The 18,427-nt window shown below is 61.0% G+C and carries 19 protein-coding genes and 1 tRNA gene; 15 read left to right on the top strand and 5 right to left on the bottom strand.

The annotated features are described in order from the left end of the window. Window positions 1-76 precede the first annotated feature (76 nt). From B0G76_RS08615 to B0G76_RS08605, 3 genes are all read right to left on the bottom strand, one after another. Window positions 77-808: a Fic family protein gene (locus B0G76_RS08615; RefSeq protein ID WP_116140964.1), complete on the bottom strand. Its 732-nt coding sequence runs from the start codon at window positions 806-808 to the stop codon at window positions 77-79. Beyond that, complete coding sequence (locus tag B0G76_RS08610; RefSeq protein WP_116140962.1) at window positions 762-1,466, bottom strand: hypothetical protein; 705 nt, start codon at window positions 1,464-1,466, stop codon at window positions 762-764. Before B0G76_RS08610 ends, B0G76_RS08615 begins: the two co-directional genes overlap by 47 nt. A gap of 493 nt (window positions 1,467-1,959) precedes the next feature. Next, entirely contained in the window at window positions 1,960-2,379 is a 420-nt protein-coding gene (locus B0G76_RS08605; protein WP_116140960.1) for an ACT domain-containing protein, read from the bottom strand. Window positions 2,380-2,789: 410 nt separating this feature from the next. On the opposite strand from B0G76_RS08605, the gene B0G76_RS08600 reads away from it, so the two are divergent. The 12 genes from B0G76_RS08600 to B0G76_RS08545 all read left to right on the top strand — a co-directional run bounded on the left by B0G76_RS08600 (window position 2,790) and on the right by B0G76_RS08545 (window position 14,718). Continuing rightward, complete coding sequence (locus B0G76_RS08600) at window positions 2,790-3,182, top strand: helix-turn-helix domain-containing protein (RefSeq protein WP_116140958.1); 393 nt, start codon at window positions 2,790-2,792, stop codon at window positions 3,180-3,182. Between the two features lie 731 nt (window positions 3,183-3,913). Next, window positions 3,914-4,585, top strand: a complete 672-nt coding sequence (locus B0G76_RS08595; RefSeq protein WP_116140956.1) for a DUF3577 domain-containing protein — start codon at window positions 3,914-3,916, stop codon at window positions 4,583-4,585. A gap of 499 nt (window positions 4,586-5,084) precedes the next feature. After that, window positions 5,085-5,504, top strand: a complete 420-nt coding sequence (locus tag B0G76_RS08590) for an antirestriction protein (RefSeq protein WP_116140954.1) — start codon at window positions 5,085-5,087, stop codon at window positions 5,502-5,504. Window positions 5,505-5,580: 76 nt separating this feature from the next. Then, the gene (locus tag B0G76_RS08585) at window positions 5,581-6,180 is read left to right on the top strand and encodes a hypothetical protein (RefSeq protein WP_116140952.1); all 600 of its coding nucleotides are present in this window, start codon (window positions 5,581-5,583) and stop codon (window positions 6,178-6,180) included. A gap of 122 nt (window positions 6,181-6,302) precedes the next feature. Further along, window positions 6,303-6,851: a hypothetical protein gene (locus B0G76_RS08580; protein WP_116140950.1), complete on the top strand. Its 549-nt coding sequence runs from the start codon at window positions 6,303-6,305 to the stop codon at window positions 6,849-6,851. Between the two features lie 277 nt (window positions 6,852-7,128). After that, on the top strand, window positions 7,129-7,689 hold the full coding sequence (locus B0G76_RS08575; protein WP_116140948.1) for a DUF3275 family protein: 561 nt from the start codon (window positions 7,129-7,131) through the stop codon (window positions 7,687-7,689). A gap of 67 nt (window positions 7,690-7,756) precedes the next feature. Continuing rightward, a complete protein-coding gene (locus B0G76_RS08570; protein ID WP_116140946.1) occupies window positions 7,757-8,863 on the top strand; it encodes a DUF6094 domain-containing protein in 1,107 nt (368 codons plus the stop codon). A 74-nt stretch (window positions 8,864-8,937) separates the two neighbouring features. Continuing rightward, a complete protein-coding gene (locus B0G76_RS08565; protein WP_116140944.1) occupies window positions 8,938-9,390 on the top strand; it encodes a hypothetical protein in 453 nt (150 codons plus the stop codon). A 276-nt stretch (window positions 9,391-9,666) separates the two neighbouring features. Further along, complete coding sequence (locus B0G76_RS08560; RefSeq protein ID WP_116140942.1) at window positions 9,667-10,278, top strand: hypothetical protein; 612 nt, start codon at window positions 9,667-9,669, stop codon at window positions 10,276-10,278. A 133-nt stretch (window positions 10,279-10,411) separates the two neighbouring features. Next, the gene (locus B0G76_RS08555) at window positions 10,412-12,709 is read left to right on the top strand and encodes an SNF2-related protein (protein WP_116140940.1); all 2,298 of its coding nucleotides are present in this window, start codon (window positions 10,412-10,414) and stop codon (window positions 12,707-12,709) included. A gap of 122 nt (window positions 12,710-12,831) precedes the next feature. Then, window positions 12,832-13,197 carry a DUF3085 domain-containing protein gene (locus tag B0G76_RS08550; protein WP_116140938.1) on the top strand — a complete coding sequence of 122 codons (366 nt, stop codon included), beginning with the start codon at window positions 12,832-12,834 and terminating at the stop codon, window positions 13,195-13,197. A gap of 255 nt (window positions 13,198-13,452) precedes the next feature. Further along, window positions 13,453-14,718 carry a conjugal transfer protein TraB gene (locus tag B0G76_RS08545; protein WP_258875535.1) on the top strand — a complete coding sequence of 422 codons (1,266 nt, stop codon included), beginning with the start codon at window positions 13,453-13,455 and terminating at the stop codon, window positions 14,716-14,718. A 9-nt stretch (window positions 14,719-14,727) separates the two neighbouring features. Here B0G76_RS08545 and B0G76_RS08540 read toward each other — a convergent pair whose 3' ends face one another. Continuing rightward, window positions 14,728-15,054, bottom strand: coding sequence for an HU family DNA-binding protein (locus B0G76_RS08540; protein ID WP_404935326.1), 327 nt, complete (start codon window positions 15,052-15,054; stop codon window positions 14,728-14,730). A 338-nt stretch (window positions 15,055-15,392) separates the two neighbouring features. Here B0G76_RS08540 and B0G76_RS08535 point away from each other — a divergent pair, with 338 nt between their 5' ends. The 3 genes from B0G76_RS08535 to B0G76_RS42440 all read left to right on the top strand — a co-directional run bounded on the left by B0G76_RS08535 (window position 15,393) and on the right by B0G76_RS42440 (window position 17,273). Next, a complete protein-coding gene (locus B0G76_RS08535; RefSeq protein WP_093633921.1) occupies window positions 15,393-15,584 on the top strand; it encodes a hypothetical protein in 192 nt (63 codons plus the stop codon). Between the two features lie 90 nt (window positions 15,585-15,674). Next, a complete protein-coding gene (locus B0G76_RS08530; protein ID WP_116140934.1) occupies window positions 15,675-16,136 on the top strand; it encodes a hypothetical protein in 462 nt (153 codons plus the stop codon). A 690-nt stretch (window positions 16,137-16,826) separates the two neighbouring features. Next, the gene (locus B0G76_RS42440) at window positions 16,827-17,273 is read left to right on the top strand and encodes a hypothetical protein (RefSeq protein ID WP_128586059.1); all 447 of its coding nucleotides are present in this window, start codon (window positions 16,827-16,829) and stop codon (window positions 17,271-17,273) included. A gap of 799 nt (window positions 17,274-18,072) precedes the next feature. Here B0G76_RS42440 and B0G76_RS08520 read toward each other — a convergent pair. Beyond that, window positions 18,073-18,146 (bottom strand) — tRNA-Gly (locus B0G76_RS08520). Between the last annotated feature and the right edge of the window lie 281 nt (window positions 18,147-18,427).

Raw genomic sequence — 18,427 nt, 5'->3', positions numbered from 1 at the left:
CCCGTCATTCGACGATTCGTCACGCGTGCTGGAAACGTGTGCCACTGAATTCGCCGTTGAGGGCGCGGCACGCCGCTTAATTCTCTCCACGCGCGCGCTTCAACTCGAGGTAGTTCTGGTTTGCCTCAGCATCGTCCGCCCGGTATGCGATGTCCGGTGCACTGCGCCCGTCATCTCCGTTGAGCCCCGGTAATGACATGAGGTGGTCGCGGAGATCGCCCCTGGCAACGGGAGCCACCATCAATGGGAGCAGATACGCGTCCAGGTGCTTGCCCTGTGGATTTTCCAGTTCCCGGGTAAGCGATTCCAGGTAATCGTCTTTGCGGGATGCATTCCAGTTAATGGCGAAACCTGCGCGGTGGCAAAGTTCCGCATGGACGAGAAGCATCGTGCGACCGTTGCCGTCCAGAAAAGGATGCCCCCAGGCAAGAGCGCCCATGACCATCCCCGGTTTTTCCCGAATCGCCTTGGGATTGTTGCCAGCCGACAGTCCCCATTCAACGGCACGCTGGCATAACTCCGAAGCTTCGAACTGTATCCGCTGTCCCTTCCCGACCAGTCTCCCAACACCGAGAGCATGGCGATCCTGGCCCGCCCACGGGTAAAACTCACTGAACAGGATCCGGTGAACCTCAAGGAAGTGCACGTACGTAATCGAACCTCTGATGGCGTGAAGATACGCCAATGCCGCCTCGAGGTTCGACTCAAAGAATCCGTGTTCTATGTACTTGAGTTCATCCAGATCCTTGATGCCGTCAACGTTACGCAGGTAACCCCTGGTTTCGTAGTCCCCGAACGGGTCGAACACGCTTGATCTCCCTTATGTGGTTCGCCATCAGTCGGGCAAACTGCCGGCCGTTAATCCGATCCTGCTTCTTGAGTGCAACCAGCAGCTTGCCTGTGAGATCGAGCTTGACATCGTCACCCGCCGCTCGCGTCACTGCCTCGGCAAAATCATCGAGGCCCGAGCGCCGGTATTGAATGCCGTAGGCTTGCGCGAGCCGCTCAACAAACTTCCCGACGTTCTGGGTTGGCAGCTTGTCGACATCTGCAGGTAGGCTGGGGGCCGCGCCCGTTTGTGATCTTTCGGGTTGACCGACATACCGCACCCGGATGTTGTCCCAGCCGAGCTTGCGGGAAATCCGGCTCGTCCCTGCGTCAACGAGGCAGACGGAGCGACCGTTTTCGTGCTGGATTGTCACATCAAGGACCGCCACGCCCAGTTTCCCGAGCGCCTCGCGCAACAGCACGTCACAACCAACGGCAAATCGCGCGTTGCCTTCCGGATCCGGACTGGTCTTGGCATAAACACCGGCTCCCAGTCGAACGAGGCGTCCATCGGCAACGAGATGCTGAAGTGCAGTGCTAAGGTGCGACGAACTCCCCAACCCAGCCAGTTCCCGTCGAAGCACGACATTACCCGACCGCTTCTTCAGCGACATCAAAAGCCTACCGTCCAGGTTCATCGATCACCTCCAAATCCGGGTTACATGGTTCCATTATAACCCGCACGAAATTCCTTATACAACAATGGGTTATCGATACAAATCTTGCCGAAGTAGCAGCATGATCCGTTGGCCGGACGGCACCTACAGGGTTTCGCGCAGAAGCGTTGGCAGTCCCCATGGCGCGGGCGGCCCACGCAAGTGGCTCATCCCAGCGCCGCCCGGCGCAATCCCGGGCGTATCGCCGGCTGGTATTGACGGGAGCTCCGACGCCAACGCGTCGCTGTTGCGGGTGAGGATCTGGCAGCCTCGACCGAGGCGTCCAAATTTACCGTCCTGTCACGTTCCGTGGACAACAGAAGCCGTTGTACAGCCGTGTGCCGGCCCGAAGCCCGTTTCACAAAAGTCGTCAAGCTCGGTTTCACGCCGGACAACTGTGGGACAGTGACACGCGCCGGATCTTATACGCGTCACTGGCGGTGAGGCGCACCCGACCGATCGAAGCCCCTGAGGGTCACGCGGACGCGTCCCGTGCCGCCCGGGCCTGGAGCCCGGCAAGCTGGGTCAGCGCATCAGCGGCGCGCTCAACCGGCACGAAAATATGATCGTGAAAGGCGGCGGCAACGACGTTGCAGCTGATGCTGGCCTTCGTCAGCACCTCAGCCACCGCGGCAGTGAGTCCCACCGCCTGCAGATCGGAGTGAACGGTCAGCGTAATCCACGCTGCCCGGAAAAGCACAGGCAACTCCTCGCGCAGTGCTGTCGGCTCATCGATGATGAGGGTCATCCCTTCGCGCTCACGAAACGTCGCCAAAGGCGCGAGCCGCGACACATCCCGGTCCGCCGGAACGGATGAGAAGACATAGGCTCCTTCATTGAGCTCTGGCTGCATTGACGCGAGCAGTTGTTCGAGATCCGAAAGGGGTTGGCTCACTGTGCTCCCTGTACAAGAAGAGAATGAATTGGGCTAGGTATACTGGCCGCGCCATTGCAGGCCGTACCCACGTTGCATATCGAATCTATAGTGACCGAATCCAGCGAACAAGACGCGATTGAAGGCGCGTCCGAGACGTCGTTGAGTTGATCGCGCCTCCCAAGGCCCAAACCCTCAAACAATGGGCCACCTTCGCAGGCAAAACCCAATGTTCAAAGGCGAATTGCACCGTCCTCGCTGACTCTCCATGAGGTCGTAGGATCGCCGGGGTGCGACGGGACGTGTGACCTACGCGACAGAACGCACAAAATGGTCAGAACATAACGTATTACACATATTTTTAAATTTCAAGTCCTTCTTTGCTATCGGCCGGCACCGCACACTTGGCGCATTTGAGGGCGGGAGCAGCGGTGACACGGCAGCAAGGCGAGCAAGAACATCTGGTCGGGGCAATCGGCAAGGCCATTGCGCGGCGACGCAAGGCGCTCGGCCTGACCCAGGAACAGCTATCTGAAACCGCAGGTCTCGCCCAGGCGTCGCTCTCCCACATTGAACGCGGCGTCACCTCGCCCAGCATCGAGCGCCTGGCGCGGCTCGCAGGCATTCTTGAATGCCGTCTTTCAGACTTTCTCGGTGAGACCGGCACAGGTCCGGCCGACCGCGCCACCCGTATCCATCAGAAGCTCTCGGGGCTCAGCCCGATACAGCAGGATGCGTTGGAGCGCCTGATGGATGAGGCCATCGCTCTGGCAACAAACGCACGCCCCGCCGTCAAACGCCGCTTGCGCAAACAGAGCCCCTGACTGCGCGACCGGGCTGCACGGCATTGTCCCCGAATGGCTGATGCTGTTGAAAAAGTCGCTGCCCTGCTTTTTCAACTCGGCGGTGAAAAATCGACCTCTCAGATCGGTCTACAAACCGCTCGCGAATGCCGGCTAAGGGTAAGACGACCCCTAAAAACCTTATGCGGGAGACGTCAACGACTTTTTCAACAGCATCGGCTGCTGGCTGCCATTGGGTCTTCTTTCTATATGTGGCGTCAACCTGCCCCTCTGCCGGTTCGCGAGTACGCAATGCAATATTCCAACGCAGGCCGGGCGATGCGCGGCCGTTGGGCTTGACTGGCTACCGGTCCGCTTTTATCGCCTGCTATCCGCATTCGCCGGAAATGATCCGGCAGACGGAAGGCATTCCCTACCGGATTCCCGACCGGCACTCACCAGTCGTGCCCGACCATGAGATTGAGTCGCCTGTCGTTATATCACTAAGATGTGCGAATTAAATATCGAGCGGATTAGCTTGATTTTTCGATTTCGCCGGCTATCATTCGCGATTGAAGTTGCCCGCTGGAGCCCATCCAGCATCCCTTGCAGCACCGTCGCTTTGCGACACCTTTTGCGGTTGCGCTTCGTCCCATTGTCCGGACCGCCGCAGGTCGTTTGACCAGAAGCTTCCTTCCTTGCCCGCCCTGGGGAATTACCATTCCCCGACGCGGGACATGGCGATTCCCCTTTTTTCGTTCTGGAGAATCGTCATGAATCAGTTAGTCGAACCCCGCAAGTATTTCGACCTTCATCTGCGTGGCCTCGGGTATCTGTCGCGCGTGCGCGACGTAGCCGCCAAAGGCAATGGCCGCAGCAAGGCGAAACCCTTCCTCGCATGCGCCATTTCCGCGTTTCATGGCGATCCCAATGTCGAGAACGGCATCGTCTATCTTTCGCTCGACCTGATCGTCGCCGGCGAAAAGGCCAGGGAAGCGGTCCGCGCCGTGATGGACGACGCGAACGATCCCGATGTGAAAGTCCTCGTTGCCTTCCGGTCGGGTGACCATTACATCCGGACATTCGAGCGTACCGGCAACCGCGCAGGCGAAACCGGCGCCGTACTCAAGGGGCGCCTGCTCAAGCTCTTCTGGGTCAAGGTTGACGGCCAGGAAGTGTACCGCGATGAAAGTGATGGAAGCGACGACGCCGACACGGAAAACGATCAGGCGCCGGAACGGGTCAACGCATATGTACCGTCCACTGACCCTCGTGATCGGCACGATTCGGCCAGCGTCGAGGAGCTTCCGGGCAGTAGCAATGCGCGGGAACCCGGCGAAGCGCCGTCTCCGGCTGAGCGCACTGCTCCGCGCACCAACCGCTATCCAACCCTGCGCCGTCATGGCAACGCCAATGCCCGTCGTGCGCCCGTCAGTGTCGACTGAACCGTAACCCTCGTCCCCCGCCTCGCGGGGGTCTTCTCCCACGCACGACCGGTCTGCCGGTTTTCCCGGGCGACGTATCACGAAACGCCCGGGAAAGCCGGCGCCGACCACCATGCGCACTGGGTTCACGGTGGCCCGAGCACGCCGTGCCGTTTGTGCCGGAACGATTTCTCCGGCCCAGACACGCGCCTGGCAGGTTCAACTGCCAGGCGTCATGCGTCATTCGCTTCTCACCTGCAATGAAAGTACGCATGAGAGCGAATGACGCATGACGGTTTCACTGCCGGCCTGCCAGCTTGCAGGCCCGTCTGTCGCCACGCGAGGCGACACCTTTACAGCCAGCTTCCGGTGCCACTGTCTGCACGGCTGTTCCCACGTCACGTGACGCGGGCTCCGGAATCACCTCCTGTCACGCCTTCGGGCCTCACCTTGTCCAACCTTCGCGGGGATGCGCTTCCCCGCCCGGGCAGCCGTTCGCCGCGTCTTTCCGGAGAACGTCATGACTCAAGCCAGCGAAACACACGGCGTCACTGCCACGATCGTGCCTGATGAACGCCGCATCGATATCCTGCCGCGCTATTTCGGCAGGCACATGATCCGCGCGGAAGTTGCTGTCTACACCGCAATGTCATCGCTATGCGACACCTATCACGGTGGATTCTGGGACTACATCGAACTGTCCAACGGCGCATTCTATATGTCACCGCGCAAGGATGGGCCGCTTGCCATCACCTGTGACGGCAACGGATACGACGGCGAGATGAGCAGCGATGCCGCAGGCATTGTTGCCACGCTGTTCGCGCTGAATGCGATGGCGTGGTCGACCGAAGACGCAAGCTTCACCGACCTCTATCACAGGCTGCTCGCCTTCGTACCGTCTCACGCGGAAAGCCGCGAAATCTTCGCGGCGATCGACTGACGTCCTGCCTTTCTCTTACACCCTGCGGAACGCATCCCGCTGGGGCGCGTCTCCGCGACTCATCACGGAGATGCCCATGTCAAACTGTAGCTGCCGTGCCGTCAAAGCATCCGTCGACAAGCCCCGCGACGTCGGATTGCACTACTGGCCGGGTGTGCGAACGAAACACCACGCGCGAACGTCAGGGACGCTTGCCCACGCCGCGAACCGGCCCGTCGACGAAGGCGATCCTTCGCAGCAGGTTTTCCGGTGCCGTGACGGGCGGATATTGCCGAGCTACACGAACCGGAGCGTCGGTCTTTCCGCCGGCCTCTATCTCGGCCTCTATCTCGGCCTCTTCAACGGGCGCGACGATCCGCTCGGATCCTCGCTTGTCGACGGGTTTGACGGACCGCTAATCGGCAGACTGCGCTATTGCCACACGATCAGGGCCCGCGATGTCGAACTTGACTTTCTCGATCCGTTCGAAGCGCGCCTGTTCTTCCCCGACACGGCGTACGTCGCCGGGCCGGATGGCGAGGTTCCGGCCGCAAAGATCGTGATGCCAATCCCGCTCATGTTCAACTCAGGAGCCATCGTCTTCGATGGCCGCTACTTCGCCGACTGGACCGTGTTCATCATCAGCGCCGTTCGTACTGCGACGGGTCGCGATCTTCGCGCGCAGCGGCGCGTGTGACGCCGGCATCACGGTCGCCGTTTTCACTTTTTTCCATCATCTGCACCGCATCAGCGGTGCTTCCCCGCGGGGCATCGCCCCGCCCCGGGAACGATGCCTCGCCTCACCTTGCGAGGACCATCATGGGATGGCTGTTTGGTCATGGACAGACGCGTGCGCAGTTGATCGCTCGCCGGACAGGTGACGAGGAGCATGACGGCTTGACACGTCGCTGCCTTCGTCACTGCACCAGTGGCAACGTACTGTGGACCGTCTGGGAAATTGAACGCGCGGGCGTTGCACCAATGCGTTTCATCGGCTGCGACCTGCTCGCATGGGACAAAACCTGCGCAGGCTGGGGAAACAAGGATATGTGCGAGGAGATGGAACCGCTTTACTACTCCTGCCCGCTCGCCTATCTCGACATGGTCCCGCCCGTGGCGCCCGCATGGCGCGAGCAGGTTCGCGCATGGCATACGGCACGCTCACGGGCACACTCACGCCCGCTCGCGCCAGGCGATGTGCTCACACTCAGCGGCCTGTCGATAAAGGAGGCTGTCGTCGTGAGTCGACACCATCGCTCGTGGATCGTCGAAAGCGGCGGGCGACTGTTCAGGTTTCCGCCACGTCTGTTCCGTCATATCGTCGGGCAGCGCAGCGCCGACGCGTGCGGCCCGCAACACGCAGGCTGATGCATCAACGCCGTCATGACGCGTCGCGCTCCCTGCGCTACCTGCCGGAAGTTTCCGTCCATGAGCTTGCGGAAATGAACATGACTGCGGCCTGTCCGCGCCGGTTGCGCATCGCCCTATCGGCAAAACCTGTCAGCAGGGCCTGCAATGTTTCGCTCGGCGGTTCGGCTGTGCCGCTGTGCTTACCGCGCAGCGGCCGTCTGTCCGCACGATCTTTCCCAAACCGCGGGACACCATGCCCGCCAGGGAGGGTCCCGCCTCACTCCGTGGAGGCATCATGATTTCGCTTTCCGGCACGCTTGACGTGCGCACCATCAAGGGCAGCAACGGCCCCTTCCAGGTCGGCGAACTGACGACGTCCGTCGGCGACTTCAAGGTTAAGGACAAGCTGCTTGAGCAGTTCGAACCCGGCGCCTACACCGGCACCTTTCTGATCGACAAAATCTATCCGCACAGCTACGTGTGGTACGGCAAGGTCACCGTCGAAATCCGCGCGAAGCTCGCCGACGTGCAACTGGACAACGACGAACCGTTCAGCGAGACAGGGCGCGAGTCCGCCTCGACGGAGCCGGACCCCGTCGACGAGGAACGCGTACCGGCCGCTCCTCGCCCCGCCCACGCGGAAGAAGCGCCCGCAGCCGCGCAGACGGGCAATGATGCTGGTGAGCTGTATCTGCCCGATCTCTTCGGAACCGACCTAGCCGATGCGATCGTCGCCGGCGAGCCGGTGAAGCTTGATCCGACCGTCGATCGCGGCGTGTTCCGTCAACAGCGCGACCAGCTTCGCGCATTTGGCTACGCCTTCCAGGCGTCTACCCAGACCTGGCTGAAGGCCTGATTCCGATCCACCTTCGGTGTGCCAGGGTTCCACGCTCCGGCACACCCGTGACCCACAGGAGATTCGTATGGCCCTGATCTTTCCTCGTCTAGCGCGAAATTTTGTGAAGAACGGGTACTTTCCGACCGACGCCGTCACACTCGCGCGCATCATGCCGGCACTCGCGCTGGCCGACCCCGACCGTCCCTCGCGACTGCTCGATCCCTGCTGCGGTGAAGGCGCCGCGCTGCAGGAACTGAGGGCTTCGCTCGTTGCGCGCTCCACGACGCCCGATAGGGTTCGCGCCTTTGGTGTTGAGTACGACCGCGAGCGTGCGTGGCACGCGAAGGAAGTGCTCGATACGGTTGCGCACACTGACGTTCACGACATGTTCATCACGGCCCGTAGCATGGGACTGCTACTCCTCAATCCACCGTACGGTGATGTCGTATCTGACAAGGCACAGACGGGCGAACGCCAGCCGGATCGTCTCGAGAAGATCTTCTACCTCAGGACGGTCCCCTGGCTCACATTTGGCGGCGTGCTGGTCCTGATCGTGCCGCATTACGTGATGGACCGCGAGTTCGCCACGATGATTGCCCGCAACTTCACACAGGTCCAGGTGTTCCTCGCGCCCGACCAGACGTTCAGGCAGCTTGTGCTTGTCGGCGTCAAGCGCCGGGCGGATGGGGTCGACGCCGCACTGGCCGCGCGCCTGGCCTGCATCCATGAGGGCGAACTGCCATCTGAGCTGCCGCAAAGCTGGACGGCCGAGCCGTATCGCATCCCTTCGATGGCCGGCGAATACGCTTTCATGTCGGCACGGATCGACGCGCCGCAGCTCGAACAAGAGTTGCAGCGCCTGAAGCACGCCACGCTCTGGCCACAGTTCGCCACGATGTTTGCGGCGAAGGCTGTCACGCCGCGGCGTCCACTACGTGATCTGTCCGACTGGCATCTCGCGCTCGCGCTTGCAGCCGGGCAGATCACAGGTGTGGTGACGGGCGCCGACGGCACGCGCCTGTTGATCCGCGGCGACACCATCAAGCAGAAGGAGCAGGAAGTCCAGATCGAGGAAACCGACAAGGGCGAAATCCGGACCACGATCCTGATGCGCGACCGGTTTGTTCCGACGATCGCGGGCATCGACTTCACCCCCGGCCCTAACCTCGGCCGGATTGTCACGATCCGCTAACCTGGATCATCTTCATCAAACCCGCGGGGCAACGCCCCGCAGGGGCGGGATCCGCACTTCACGGACACGACATCATGAATGATACGAGCCTCCGGAGGCAGCCATTGCCCGCCTTCATGGTCGGCTACAGTCTTGACCATAGCCACCGCGTCGTCGTCGGCGTTCGGGCCGCCAGCGCCGATGCCGCCTGTGCCATCGCACGTGCGGCCTTCGACGCCGGAACATTGTGGGACGATACGCCGGACATACCACTGCTCTACGACGACTACGAAGAGCTTGATGGTCAGGTCCTCAACTTCGACGCCACGTCCGTCGCAACGTGGCCGGCCGCCGATGTGTCGGTACGCGCCGCAAGATTGCATGCAGCCGCGCATCGGCTGCTCGCGTTCGCACGACTTGCCGACCGACGGCTACCGCTCGCAGCGGCGATCGAAGCGTGGCATCCCGATACCCTTGTGCCGATGACGGTCACCGCCGAACAGGCGCGCGAACTGCGTGTATTGCTGGAAAGGCTCCATGCCTGCTGACGCACGAGCCCATTTTTCGAACATACCTGCGCGCCCCTCGAAAGGGGCGCTTTCCCGGAGAGTCCCACACGACGTTCGGGGAAAGCGATCCCGCTGATCTGCCGGCAGCAGATCCGTCGTCGCCCGTGACGCGACACCCTTCGTATCACCCGCAGCTTTCTTCCGGCGCCTTCGTCTGCGCGGCTGCGGCTTCGTTCGCGAAGCCCCGGAATCTTCCTCAACCCGCCCGGGTCTGCACCCGGCGGGTGCGCCGGACATTCAGACTGGAGCGCCCTCATGCTGTATCCCATCAAGGAACTGCAGGACATCTTCGTCGATGCCTGCGTACGTGCACCCGATGGCGAACTCACCTTCGTCTCGGCCTTCGGACGCGATGGCGCCGTTCAGCAGCTCTATGCCTCGCTGCACCTGGGTATCCAGGAAGGCGGCATCCGGCAGCTCACGCTGCTTGATCCACACAGCAGCCAGCCGGTTGCGGTCATCCCTATCGGCGACCCGCGGCGGCTCGACAAGTACAGCGGCCGCCTGCCGAAAGACAACCTGTTCGGGAACCTTGTCCATACCTGGATTTATGACGAGTCGCTCCTCAACCCATCGAAAGCCGCTGGTTCGGCATGGTTGCTGGTTGATCGCGACACACAGGCGCACGACGACGAGTCCCTTCAGGCCCGCGTCTGGTCGCTGATCGAACATCTCAGTCCAATACCGCTGCTGCCGCCTTGGCGTACGCCGGTGCTCGACGCACTTGGCGCTCAGCTCGTCAGCCATCTCGGCAACACACCTTATGCGCCTGTCGGGCGCATCCACGCTTCGCGGGTCACGCTCCGCGACACATTCGGGAAGGCCATTTCGGATTTCGTCAGCAGCGGCATGCTCACGCTCGACTAACGCGCACTAACACGCACTAACGCTGGTTCAGACCGCACAAGCCGCATCCGCGGCTCTCTACATTCACCCCAACCTGCGGGACTCACGCATCCCGCCAGGGAAACGTGCGACCCGCGTCTTATGGAGACGCATCATGGAAGATCTGCAACCCGCTGTCGTCGATAGCAACGCCATTGATGAAGATTTGGTGCCCGGCGATCAGTCTCGAGACGTGATCGCGCTACCGGACTTTATCGCGAACTTTGGAGCCGGCCTGCTGGACGCCGTCCGCCAGCAGAATCCGTCGATCTATGACGGCCACCGACCACCACGCTGGGACGCATTGCTCAATGAACTTTCGCGTCAACCATTTCCCGCGCAACGCGAAGTCATCCATGCGATCACGACGCTGCTCACGCAGCAGGCGCCAGGCGGCGTCATCAATGCCGAAATGGGCACGGGAAAGACCTTGATGGGGATCGGCGTCGCAGTCCTGCTGCATCACGCCGGTTATCCGCGCACACTGGTCATCGCGCCACCGCACCTCGTCTACAAGTGGCGACGCGAAATCAGAACGACGGTGCCGGGCGCACGCGTCTGGATTCTCAACGGCCCTGACACGTTACGCAAGCTGCTTCAGCTGCGTGTCATGCGTTCGAAGCCGGCCGTGCCGGAGTTTTTCATTCTCGGTCGCGTGCGCATGCGCATGGGTTTCGACTGGAAGCCGGCCTTTGCCCATCGCGTCGCCACGCTCGACATGGAAACCGACGCGGTCACCCGCGTCTTTGCCTGCTGCCCCCGCTGCGGCGAATTCGTTTGCGATGAGGACGGCAATCCAATGACGCCCGCCCTGGCGCGGCCAGCACTCAACGAAAAGCGCCGTGCCTGCAGTTGCGGCGAACGGCTGTGGACCCTCGCGCCAAAAGGCCAGGGCACACGAACAATGCGCGAGCTGGTGAAAGGCGCGCTGTTGCAGATGCCAACCGTCGGCGAGAAAACCGCCGAGCGGCTGCTCTCGCGCTTTGGCGAATCGATGCTGGCCGACATGCTGCAGGATAATCTGTACGAGTTCATCAATCTGATGGACGACAGCGGTGAGCTCGTTTTCTCGGACCGGCAGGCGAAGCGCATGGAACGTGCCCTCGCCCACACTGAAATCTCGTTCGGACAGGGCGGCTATCAGGCCTCGGAGTTCATCAAACGCTATCTTCCCCAGGGCTACTTCGGCTTGCTGATCGCAGACGAAGGCCACGAATACAAGAACGAAAATTCTGCGCAGGGACAGGCCATGGGTGTGCTGGCCCGCAAGGCCTCGAAAACGTTGCTGCTCACCGGCACACTGATGGGTGGTTACGCCGATGACCTCTATCACCTGCTCTATCGCCTGCACCCCGCCATGCTGATCGACGACGGGTTCAATTACAACAGCAACGGCTCAATGGCAGCGGCGACCATGGCCTTCATGCGCGAGCATGGCGTGCTCATCGATATTCACAGGCAGGTCGATGAAGGGTCGCACCGCACGGCGAAGGGCGACCGGAAGAGCGTCTCGACGGTGAAGGGCCCGGGCTTCGGCCCCAAGGGCATCATGCGGTACGTCGTGCCCTATACGGCCTTTCTTAAGCTCTCGCAGATCGGCCAGAACGTCTTGCCACCCTACGACGAATCGCTGCTCCCGGTCGCGATGACCGACGAAATGGCGGCCGCCTATCGTGCACTCGAATCGACGCTGACGTTGGAACTGCGCGCCGCGTTACGCTGCGGCGACAAGAGTCTGCTCGGTGTGGTGCTTAATGCGCTACTCGCATGGCCGGAATGCTGTTTTCGGCCCGAACTCGTCCGTCATCCGCGCACGAAGCGCATCCTCGCCAGCGTGCCCGCATTGCTGCGTGACGATGAACCGGGTCCCAAGGAAGAAGCGCTGCTGCGACTCGTGCGCGGTGAACTGCTCAATCGGCGGCGCACGCTCGTCTATACGACCTATACCGGCACGCGGGATACGTCGGTACGCCTGAAAAACCTTTTTGATGCGGTCGGTGTCAGGGCATCCGTTCTTCGTGCCAGCGTCGCTGCTGAAAAACGCGAGGACTGGGTCGCGGACCAGCTCGAACGCGGCGCCGAGGTCATCATCACAAACCCGGAGCTGGTCAAGACCGGTCTAGATCTGCTCGAATTCCCGACGATCGCTTTTCTTCAGTCGGGCTACAACGTCTATACGTTGCAACAGGCGGCACGCCGCAGCTGGCGGATTGGTCAGACGCTCGACGTCACGGTGCGTTTTCTCGGGTACGAGGGCACCGCCCAGATGCGGTGTCTGAAACTGATGGGGCAGAAGATTGCCGTCTCGCAATCCACTTCCGGTGACATGCCGGAATCCGGTCTCGACATCCTGAATCAGGGCGGCGAAAGCATCGAGGTCGCCCTCGCACGACAGCTGGTGAATCAGGAATAGCCTCGCTCATAACTCATCTACCTGAACCATCCCTGCACTGCAGACGGCGGAGCTGATAGTTCCTGCGCCATTCAGCAACCACCCAGCTTCGCCAATTCCCTAAACTTCTGGAGGTATGCAGCATGATCCTGTTTCCTGCTTCAGAACTGCGTCCGGTCCTCGTCGAGGCCCGCACGCTTGCCTGCCGGGTCATCCTGGTCAAGGATCACGGCGTCTACATGATGTCGGAGAAATCCAGCCCGTCGCGTGTTACGTCGCGAAACGGCGAATCCCGCCTCATTGCATATGCCGTTGGTTGCAATCCCGAAACGGTGTCATTCGATGAATGGTGGAGCCTCGCATGTACCGAATTCGGCGGCGACGACTTTGCCGAATATTTCGATCATGACGCCGCCATTTTCGACCGTGTTATTGACGACGGCTGGAATCTGGAAATTCGTGCAGACGAACATCACCTCTATCTTGATGTAGTCCTACGCGATGCCTGACGGCCTTCAGACACGAGGAAACAACAGGCGTCGTCCTGAAGCCCCTGTTCTCGCAAGCGAACAGGGGCATTTTCATCCCATCCGATCAACCTGCGTCTCCGCTTCCCGCCGCCTGGAATATCGACGAGCAATTTCTTCAACAACAAAATGGCCATCGCATTGCGTTGGTTCGATCGGCCCGACGGGGCAACAGCGCGATTACACTTGCGAGGTGTCCTCCTGCTTCGGGGGATTCCGGGTTACCGCGGGCTGCTGATGATGCAAAACACCGAATTTTCTGCTTCGCCCCAGGCTGCACTCACAGGACGTCAACACCCGTCGCGCGTGGCCCACACGCTTCTTGCGGCAGGGATTGGAACGGCGGTCGCACTGACTGCCTGGTATCCCGGGCACTACGCAATCGCGCTGCTGGCGTTGCCGGCCGCCTGGTCGAGGTTGCGCAGCCAGCTCGCTGCCTTCATGCTTTGGGCCAGTTATTATCTTGCCGGCGCACGCGACATCCCGATGGTATGTGCGCGGTTCTTCGGGGGCTACGACGAGCTCACGCGGCCGCCCGCGCTCGCGCTCGGCATGGTGCTGTGGGTGCTTCAGGCCATCGTACTTGCGTTGCCCTGGGTCCTGCTCAAACCCGGTCGCTCGCTTCTTGATCGCAGTCACGTCTGGCGCGCGGTGGTCGCGACATTGGTCGTCACTGTTCCGCCGGTCGGCATCATCGGGTGGCTATCGCCGCTCCATGTGGCGAGCACACTTTATCCTGGATGGCGATGGGTTGGCATGGGCCTGGGCATGGCTGCGCTGTGCGCCGCCGCCATGCCGCAAGCGTGGCCCAGGACGCGGGTCACGTGGACGGCACTTGTATGCCTTTCTGTCTGCGCACATTGGCAGTTCGGCTCTGCGGCACCGCCTGCCGGATGGATCGCGGTCGACACAGCACTCGGTCGCTTTGACCAGTCCAGCTACACACCGCTCTACGAACGCAACGCGCGGCTTCAGGCAATAGCCCGGCGCGCGTTCGCAGCAGGGAACATCGTCGTGATCCTCCCCGAACAAATCGCCGGTTTGTGGCGCGCTTCGACGGCGCTCTGGTGGCGTGCCGATATCCAACGCATGCGCGCCATCGGCCAGACACTCGTGATCGGGATAGACATCGCCGTGAAGACCGTACCGTTGCGGTACACCGATAGCGCGATCATCATTGGTGCGGGGCATGGCCGTGTCAATAGCCGGCAACCTGTACCGCTCGCGCTATGGCGCCCGGGAGGAGCAACCAGTGCCGTCCCAGGGAGTCTCGCGCAACCGTATCCCGTTATCGCCGGTAAGCGCGCGGCGATATCACTCTGCTACGAGGATCTGCTGTGGTGGCCGCACTGGCGCACATTAGTTGAAAAGCCGGATGTCGTTATCAGCCAGTCGAACGGCTGGTTCGACGGCGACCTTGCGCTGTCGCGCATCCAGCAACAGGGGATCGCGTCGGTGGCGCGTCTGGCGGGTGCCCCGCTGTTACGCGCCACGAACAGGTAACCGTGCTGCTTACCTGCTGCCGTTGACCGCGTCCTTGAACGCCTTGCCAGCGGTGAACTTCACGGTCTTTGCCGCAGCGATGCTGATTTCCTCGCCCGTCGCCGGATTGCGGCCCGTACGCGCGGCGCGCTTGCCCTGACTGAACGAGCCAAACCCGACCAGTTGCACCGTCTCTCCCCTGACCACGGCTTTCGTGATTGCGCTGACAACGGCATCGATTGCCTCACCCGTGATGGACTTGCTCGAGCCCGTAGCCGACGCAACCGCATCAATCAGTTCCTGCTTGTTCATTACCTTCTTCCTCTTCGTTGAATGACATCCCTGGTGGCTTCCCATACGCTGGGTAGCTTGCCGGTAGCGTCCGAGATACGGATTGCGTACCCTATCGCGAAGACGGCACGCACGCAAGTCCGTCCGGACGCCATAGCACAATGGGCGCGTCGCCGCGATATCGATCGCGCCGCGCAAGTTTCAAATCAGTGAGTTCGGTTCCACGACAAAGGGACAGCGATCCCGGGTACCAGCGGATGCGCCCATCCTCGCATGGTCGGCTCCCAGCGTCTTACGGGTATTCCTCCGGTTCATTTATTCCGGGCGTCGCCAGGGTCTTGAAAACCAACAAGCAGTCGCCATACTGCCTTTCCGATCACCTGGTCTGCCGGACGGCACCTCACATGGATTACCAAGTCAGCTACGAGCACAGCCTGAGAACCGATCCCGACGCGTTCATCGTACGGGTGCCATCGCAGCGCGTGGAAGGCATCCCAGACAATCTTCTCCGGGATCTCCTGCCCGATTACATTACCGAGCTCATCCTCCAGCGCTCACCAGCAATCGGAAAGATTCGAAACCTTCGAATTCTTTGACAATCAGGCTCATCCGGCCGGCAGGTATGGACCGCCGCACGCGCAGGCTGTCTCAACCGTCGCCAGCTGCACCAAATATTGACCAATCAAATGAGTCGGAAGTCTTCCTCGCGTTCGCGCCCGCCGCTGGGCAAAAGCATGCTGTTGCCGCTTCCGGTTGCCCGGATCCGGTCACTTTCACTCGAACATCATCTCGCACTGGAAACCATCACCAGCGGCCACGGTAACGTCGATTTGCTGGTATGCCTGCTCAAAGCCGTCTATACAGCCTGGTATCTTCGGGAGGAAATACCCGCAAGCGCCGGCAGCCGACCTTTCCAGCACGCGGAGGCCGCGCTTGAACGATGTATCGCCAGGGCCGAGCGTGGCGAAGCCTGGGAGATGCTTGATGCGGACAAGAGCGCAATTGAAAAAGTTTTGTTACTTCATGACAAACAGCTCGCGACAGTGCCTGCTCATCGCTTTCTGATGGCGCTCGATTCGCTTAACCACTTTGCCGTTGGGGGACTGAAATCACCGATCCCGCCATTGACGTGCACCGACCAACATTAGGCTGAACGAACCTCTACGCCGAGGTTTGCCGGAAGACTTGCGGCAGGTTGTCCTTGTTGGATGATGCCTTAGCCCGGTCATCGAGCGGACTACCGTAAGCGATACCGAGGATTCCTCCCGCCTGTTCCCGGTATTCGGCGGGCCACATTGGAACATCAACATCACCCTCGAAAAAATCTTGAAGCCCGCCCTTCTCAAAGCACCAATCAAGACAACATCGTTCGTTTTACTGAATTAGTGCGTGGGCCTAGCGGCACCACGCGGAGCCACGATCATCCTCCGAATTTGTGAGATTAAGCATCGCTTTACGAGGTAAACCGTCTACGATCCAATTGCTTCGGGGCCTAAAGTAGACCTTACGGCCATGCTGTCGAGAGTTTGATGGTTTTAAGGCATTGAAACGCCCGGCGGTCAAATGATCGCCGCGACTCCCGAAGAAGCTCACCATCAATAGAAACCCGTCGGCGGTCGGCGTGTGCGCGCGCCCGAGATTACGCGAAGGCGCGGCAGTGACTTCAGTGGCGAAAGCGCAGCACCACCTTGTCAGCACGCTTCAGGTGCTCTGCTGCCCATATCGCACGTAACGACGTGTGGCGACGGGCCACAGCCAGATATTTTGTTGCGCCAGATCGCCGGCCAAACCGATCCGCGAATCCGCGACGTGATCATCGCTGCCGACCGACGGCGTCGATGATCGGCTGGAAATCGAACAGGTATGCCCTCCGTTCAGATCCGTCGATCCGAATTTCGCTGGCAGTGGCTGACGCAGCATTCGCATTGTCCCCAGGGATTGGCGTCTCGAGAGGCGACATCTACGATCCACCGGAACGACCAACTGCTGACGCGCCACTCGTCGGTCGACGCCGGCCGGAACAATGTCGGGACGACGATCAGATCACCTTCAGTCGGGCATTCGCGGCCAACTCTGCTGTCACTGGCGGCCTGCTGGCCCGGCTTACGGAATGGTATGGCTTCCCCCGCCCGAACGCAGCAAAAATCGTCACCGCGATCAAGGCACGAATCGAGTCGGTTGTAGCAAAGACCGCCAGCCCGAGCGAGGCCATGCAAGGGATGGTCTCCGATGTTCAGGCGCTGCTGCCACGTACAACCAAGCAACCCGAAAATTCGAGACTTTAATGGAATCCCGATGCTTTCCGACCGCACCAGTAAGCAATCGCGTGGTGCGACCGGAAGCAATCCTCACCGGACTGGGCAGAATCGCCGGCAACATAACACGAGCCCGATCGAGCATTCGACCTTGGCCGCAGCGAATTCGACACAGCGACGGGAGCGAGGCGACCGGCACCGCAGGAACTGACCAGCGAAGTCTTTACACTTGATTTGCACTCCTATGAGTTTTCATCCGTGACTATCCGCCCCGTCTCACTCTTATTATCAACTCGTCCTGAAATTGTTGTGAAGCGAAATGAGCACATTGGTCCAGTTCGGTCTCTCATGGGAATGCCTGGCGCCAGCGGTACCTCGCACGCGCGGGGCTCGATCATGCTGTACGGACCATGATCCCATCGCGGTGGTGACACCTTCGCGGCCCAGCCGTACTATAACGACAACATCGGCAACCGCATCCGTAACAACAACAACGCGGTCAAGTATCAGAGCGTCACTACGACGGTTGCAGGTCTGGCGGGCTCTACGGCTTCGATGCGGCAGGCGACTGTGTCGACAGTCGTGCGTACAGCTTGGGGGCGTCATACAGGTTCGGAGGATTGACCGTTGCCTCCGTCTACCGCCAGTTGAACAATTGCGGATCGTCCAGGAAAGTGAGTGGCGCAGTGGCAAGCACAGACTCGACGTTGTATGCATCGCTTCAGCGCACCGGGGTGCCGGCGTCAATTACGCATTCAGTTCGGGTGCTGCTGCCGCAGTTGTCAGCCAGACCCAACTGAGCCGACCCAGCCGGTCTACGGCTGCGTGATGGAGCGGGTGAAGGGAATCGAACCCTCGTCGTAAGCTTGGAAGGCTTCTGCTCTGCCATTGAGCTACACCCGCGCGGCACGCATTCTCGCACAGCTAACGGCCTGGCGACAGGCATCAGAAGCACTTTCCTGAAATCGGGCAAACGCGAGCACCGCAGCGCATCTGCGTCGTCGCTGCCATCACGTGCGTCACCGCGACGATCGGAAAAGCATCCGGCATCTTCACAAGTCGACCAGTCAACGGTGCGAAGAAGCCCGTACCCGGCAGATGGATCGATACCAACCGCCCGGCCGTGTACCTGCCAACAATCCGGCCAGCCGCGCGCGAGGTGCGCTGACTCGCGGCGGCGGCAC

This window comes from Paraburkholderia sp. BL23I1N1, from assembly GCF_003610295.1.
In the GTDB taxonomy this organism is placed as follows: Bacteria; Pseudomonadota; Gammaproteobacteria; order Burkholderiales; family Burkholderiaceae; genus Paraburkholderia.
This window is presented reverse-complemented; position numbering and strand designations above follow the sequence as displayed.

Coding starts and splice junctions, on each gene's coding strand:
- B0G76_RS08610 (WP_116140962.1), bottom strand. CDS start 1,466: ATGAACCTGGACGGTAGGCTTTTGATGTCGCTGAAGAAGCGGTCGGGT.
- B0G76_RS08595 (WP_116140956.1), top strand. CDS start 3,914: ATGAATCAGTTAGTCGAACCCCGCAAGTATTTCGACCTTCATCTGCGT.
- B0G76_RS08590 (WP_116140954.1), top strand. CDS start 5,085: ATGACTCAAGCCAGCGAAACACACGGCGTCACTGCCACGATCGTGCCT.
- B0G76_RS08585 (WP_116140952.1), top strand. CDS start 5,581: ATGTCAAACTGTAGCTGCCGTGCCGTCAAAGCATCCGTCGACAAGCCC.
- B0G76_RS08580 (WP_116140950.1), top strand. CDS start 6,303: ATGGGATGGCTGTTTGGTCATGGACAGACGCGTGCGCAGTTGATCGCT.
- B0G76_RS08575 (WP_116140948.1), top strand. CDS start 7,129: ATGATTTCGCTTTCCGGCACGCTTGACGTGCGCACCATCAAGGGCAGC.
- B0G76_RS08570 (WP_116140946.1), top strand. CDS start 7,757: ATGGCCCTGATCTTTCCTCGTCTAGCGCGAAATTTTGTGAAGAACGGG.
- B0G76_RS08565 (WP_116140944.1), top strand. CDS start 8,938: ATGAATGATACGAGCCTCCGGAGGCAGCCATTGCCCGCCTTCATGGTC.
- B0G76_RS08560 (WP_116140942.1), top strand. CDS start 9,667: ATGCTGTATCCCATCAAGGAACTGCAGGACATCTTCGTCGATGCCTGC.
- B0G76_RS08555 (WP_116140940.1), top strand. CDS start 10,412: ATGGAAGATCTGCAACCCGCTGTCGTCGATAGCAACGCCATTGATGAA.
- B0G76_RS08550 (WP_116140938.1), top strand. CDS start 12,832: ATGATCCTGTTTCCTGCTTCAGAACTGCGTCCGGTCCTCGTCGAGGCC.
- B0G76_RS08545 (WP_258875535.1), top strand. CDS start 13,453: ATGATGCAAAACACCGAATTTTCTGCTTCGCCCCAGGCTGCACTCACA.
- B0G76_RS08540 (WP_404935326.1), bottom strand. CDS start 15,054: ATGGGAAGCCACCAGGGATGTCATTCAACGAAGAGGAAGAAGGTAATG.
- B0G76_RS08535 (WP_093633921.1), top strand. CDS start 15,393: ATGGATTACCAAGTCAGCTACGAGCACAGCCTGAGAACCGATCCCGAC.
- B0G76_RS08530 (WP_116140934.1), top strand. CDS start 15,675: ATGAGTCGGAAGTCTTCCTCGCGTTCGCGCCCGCCGCTGGGCAAAAGC.
- B0G76_RS42440 (WP_128586059.1), top strand. CDS start 16,827: ATGATCGGCTGGAAATCGAACAGGTATGCCCTCCGTTCAGATCCGTCG.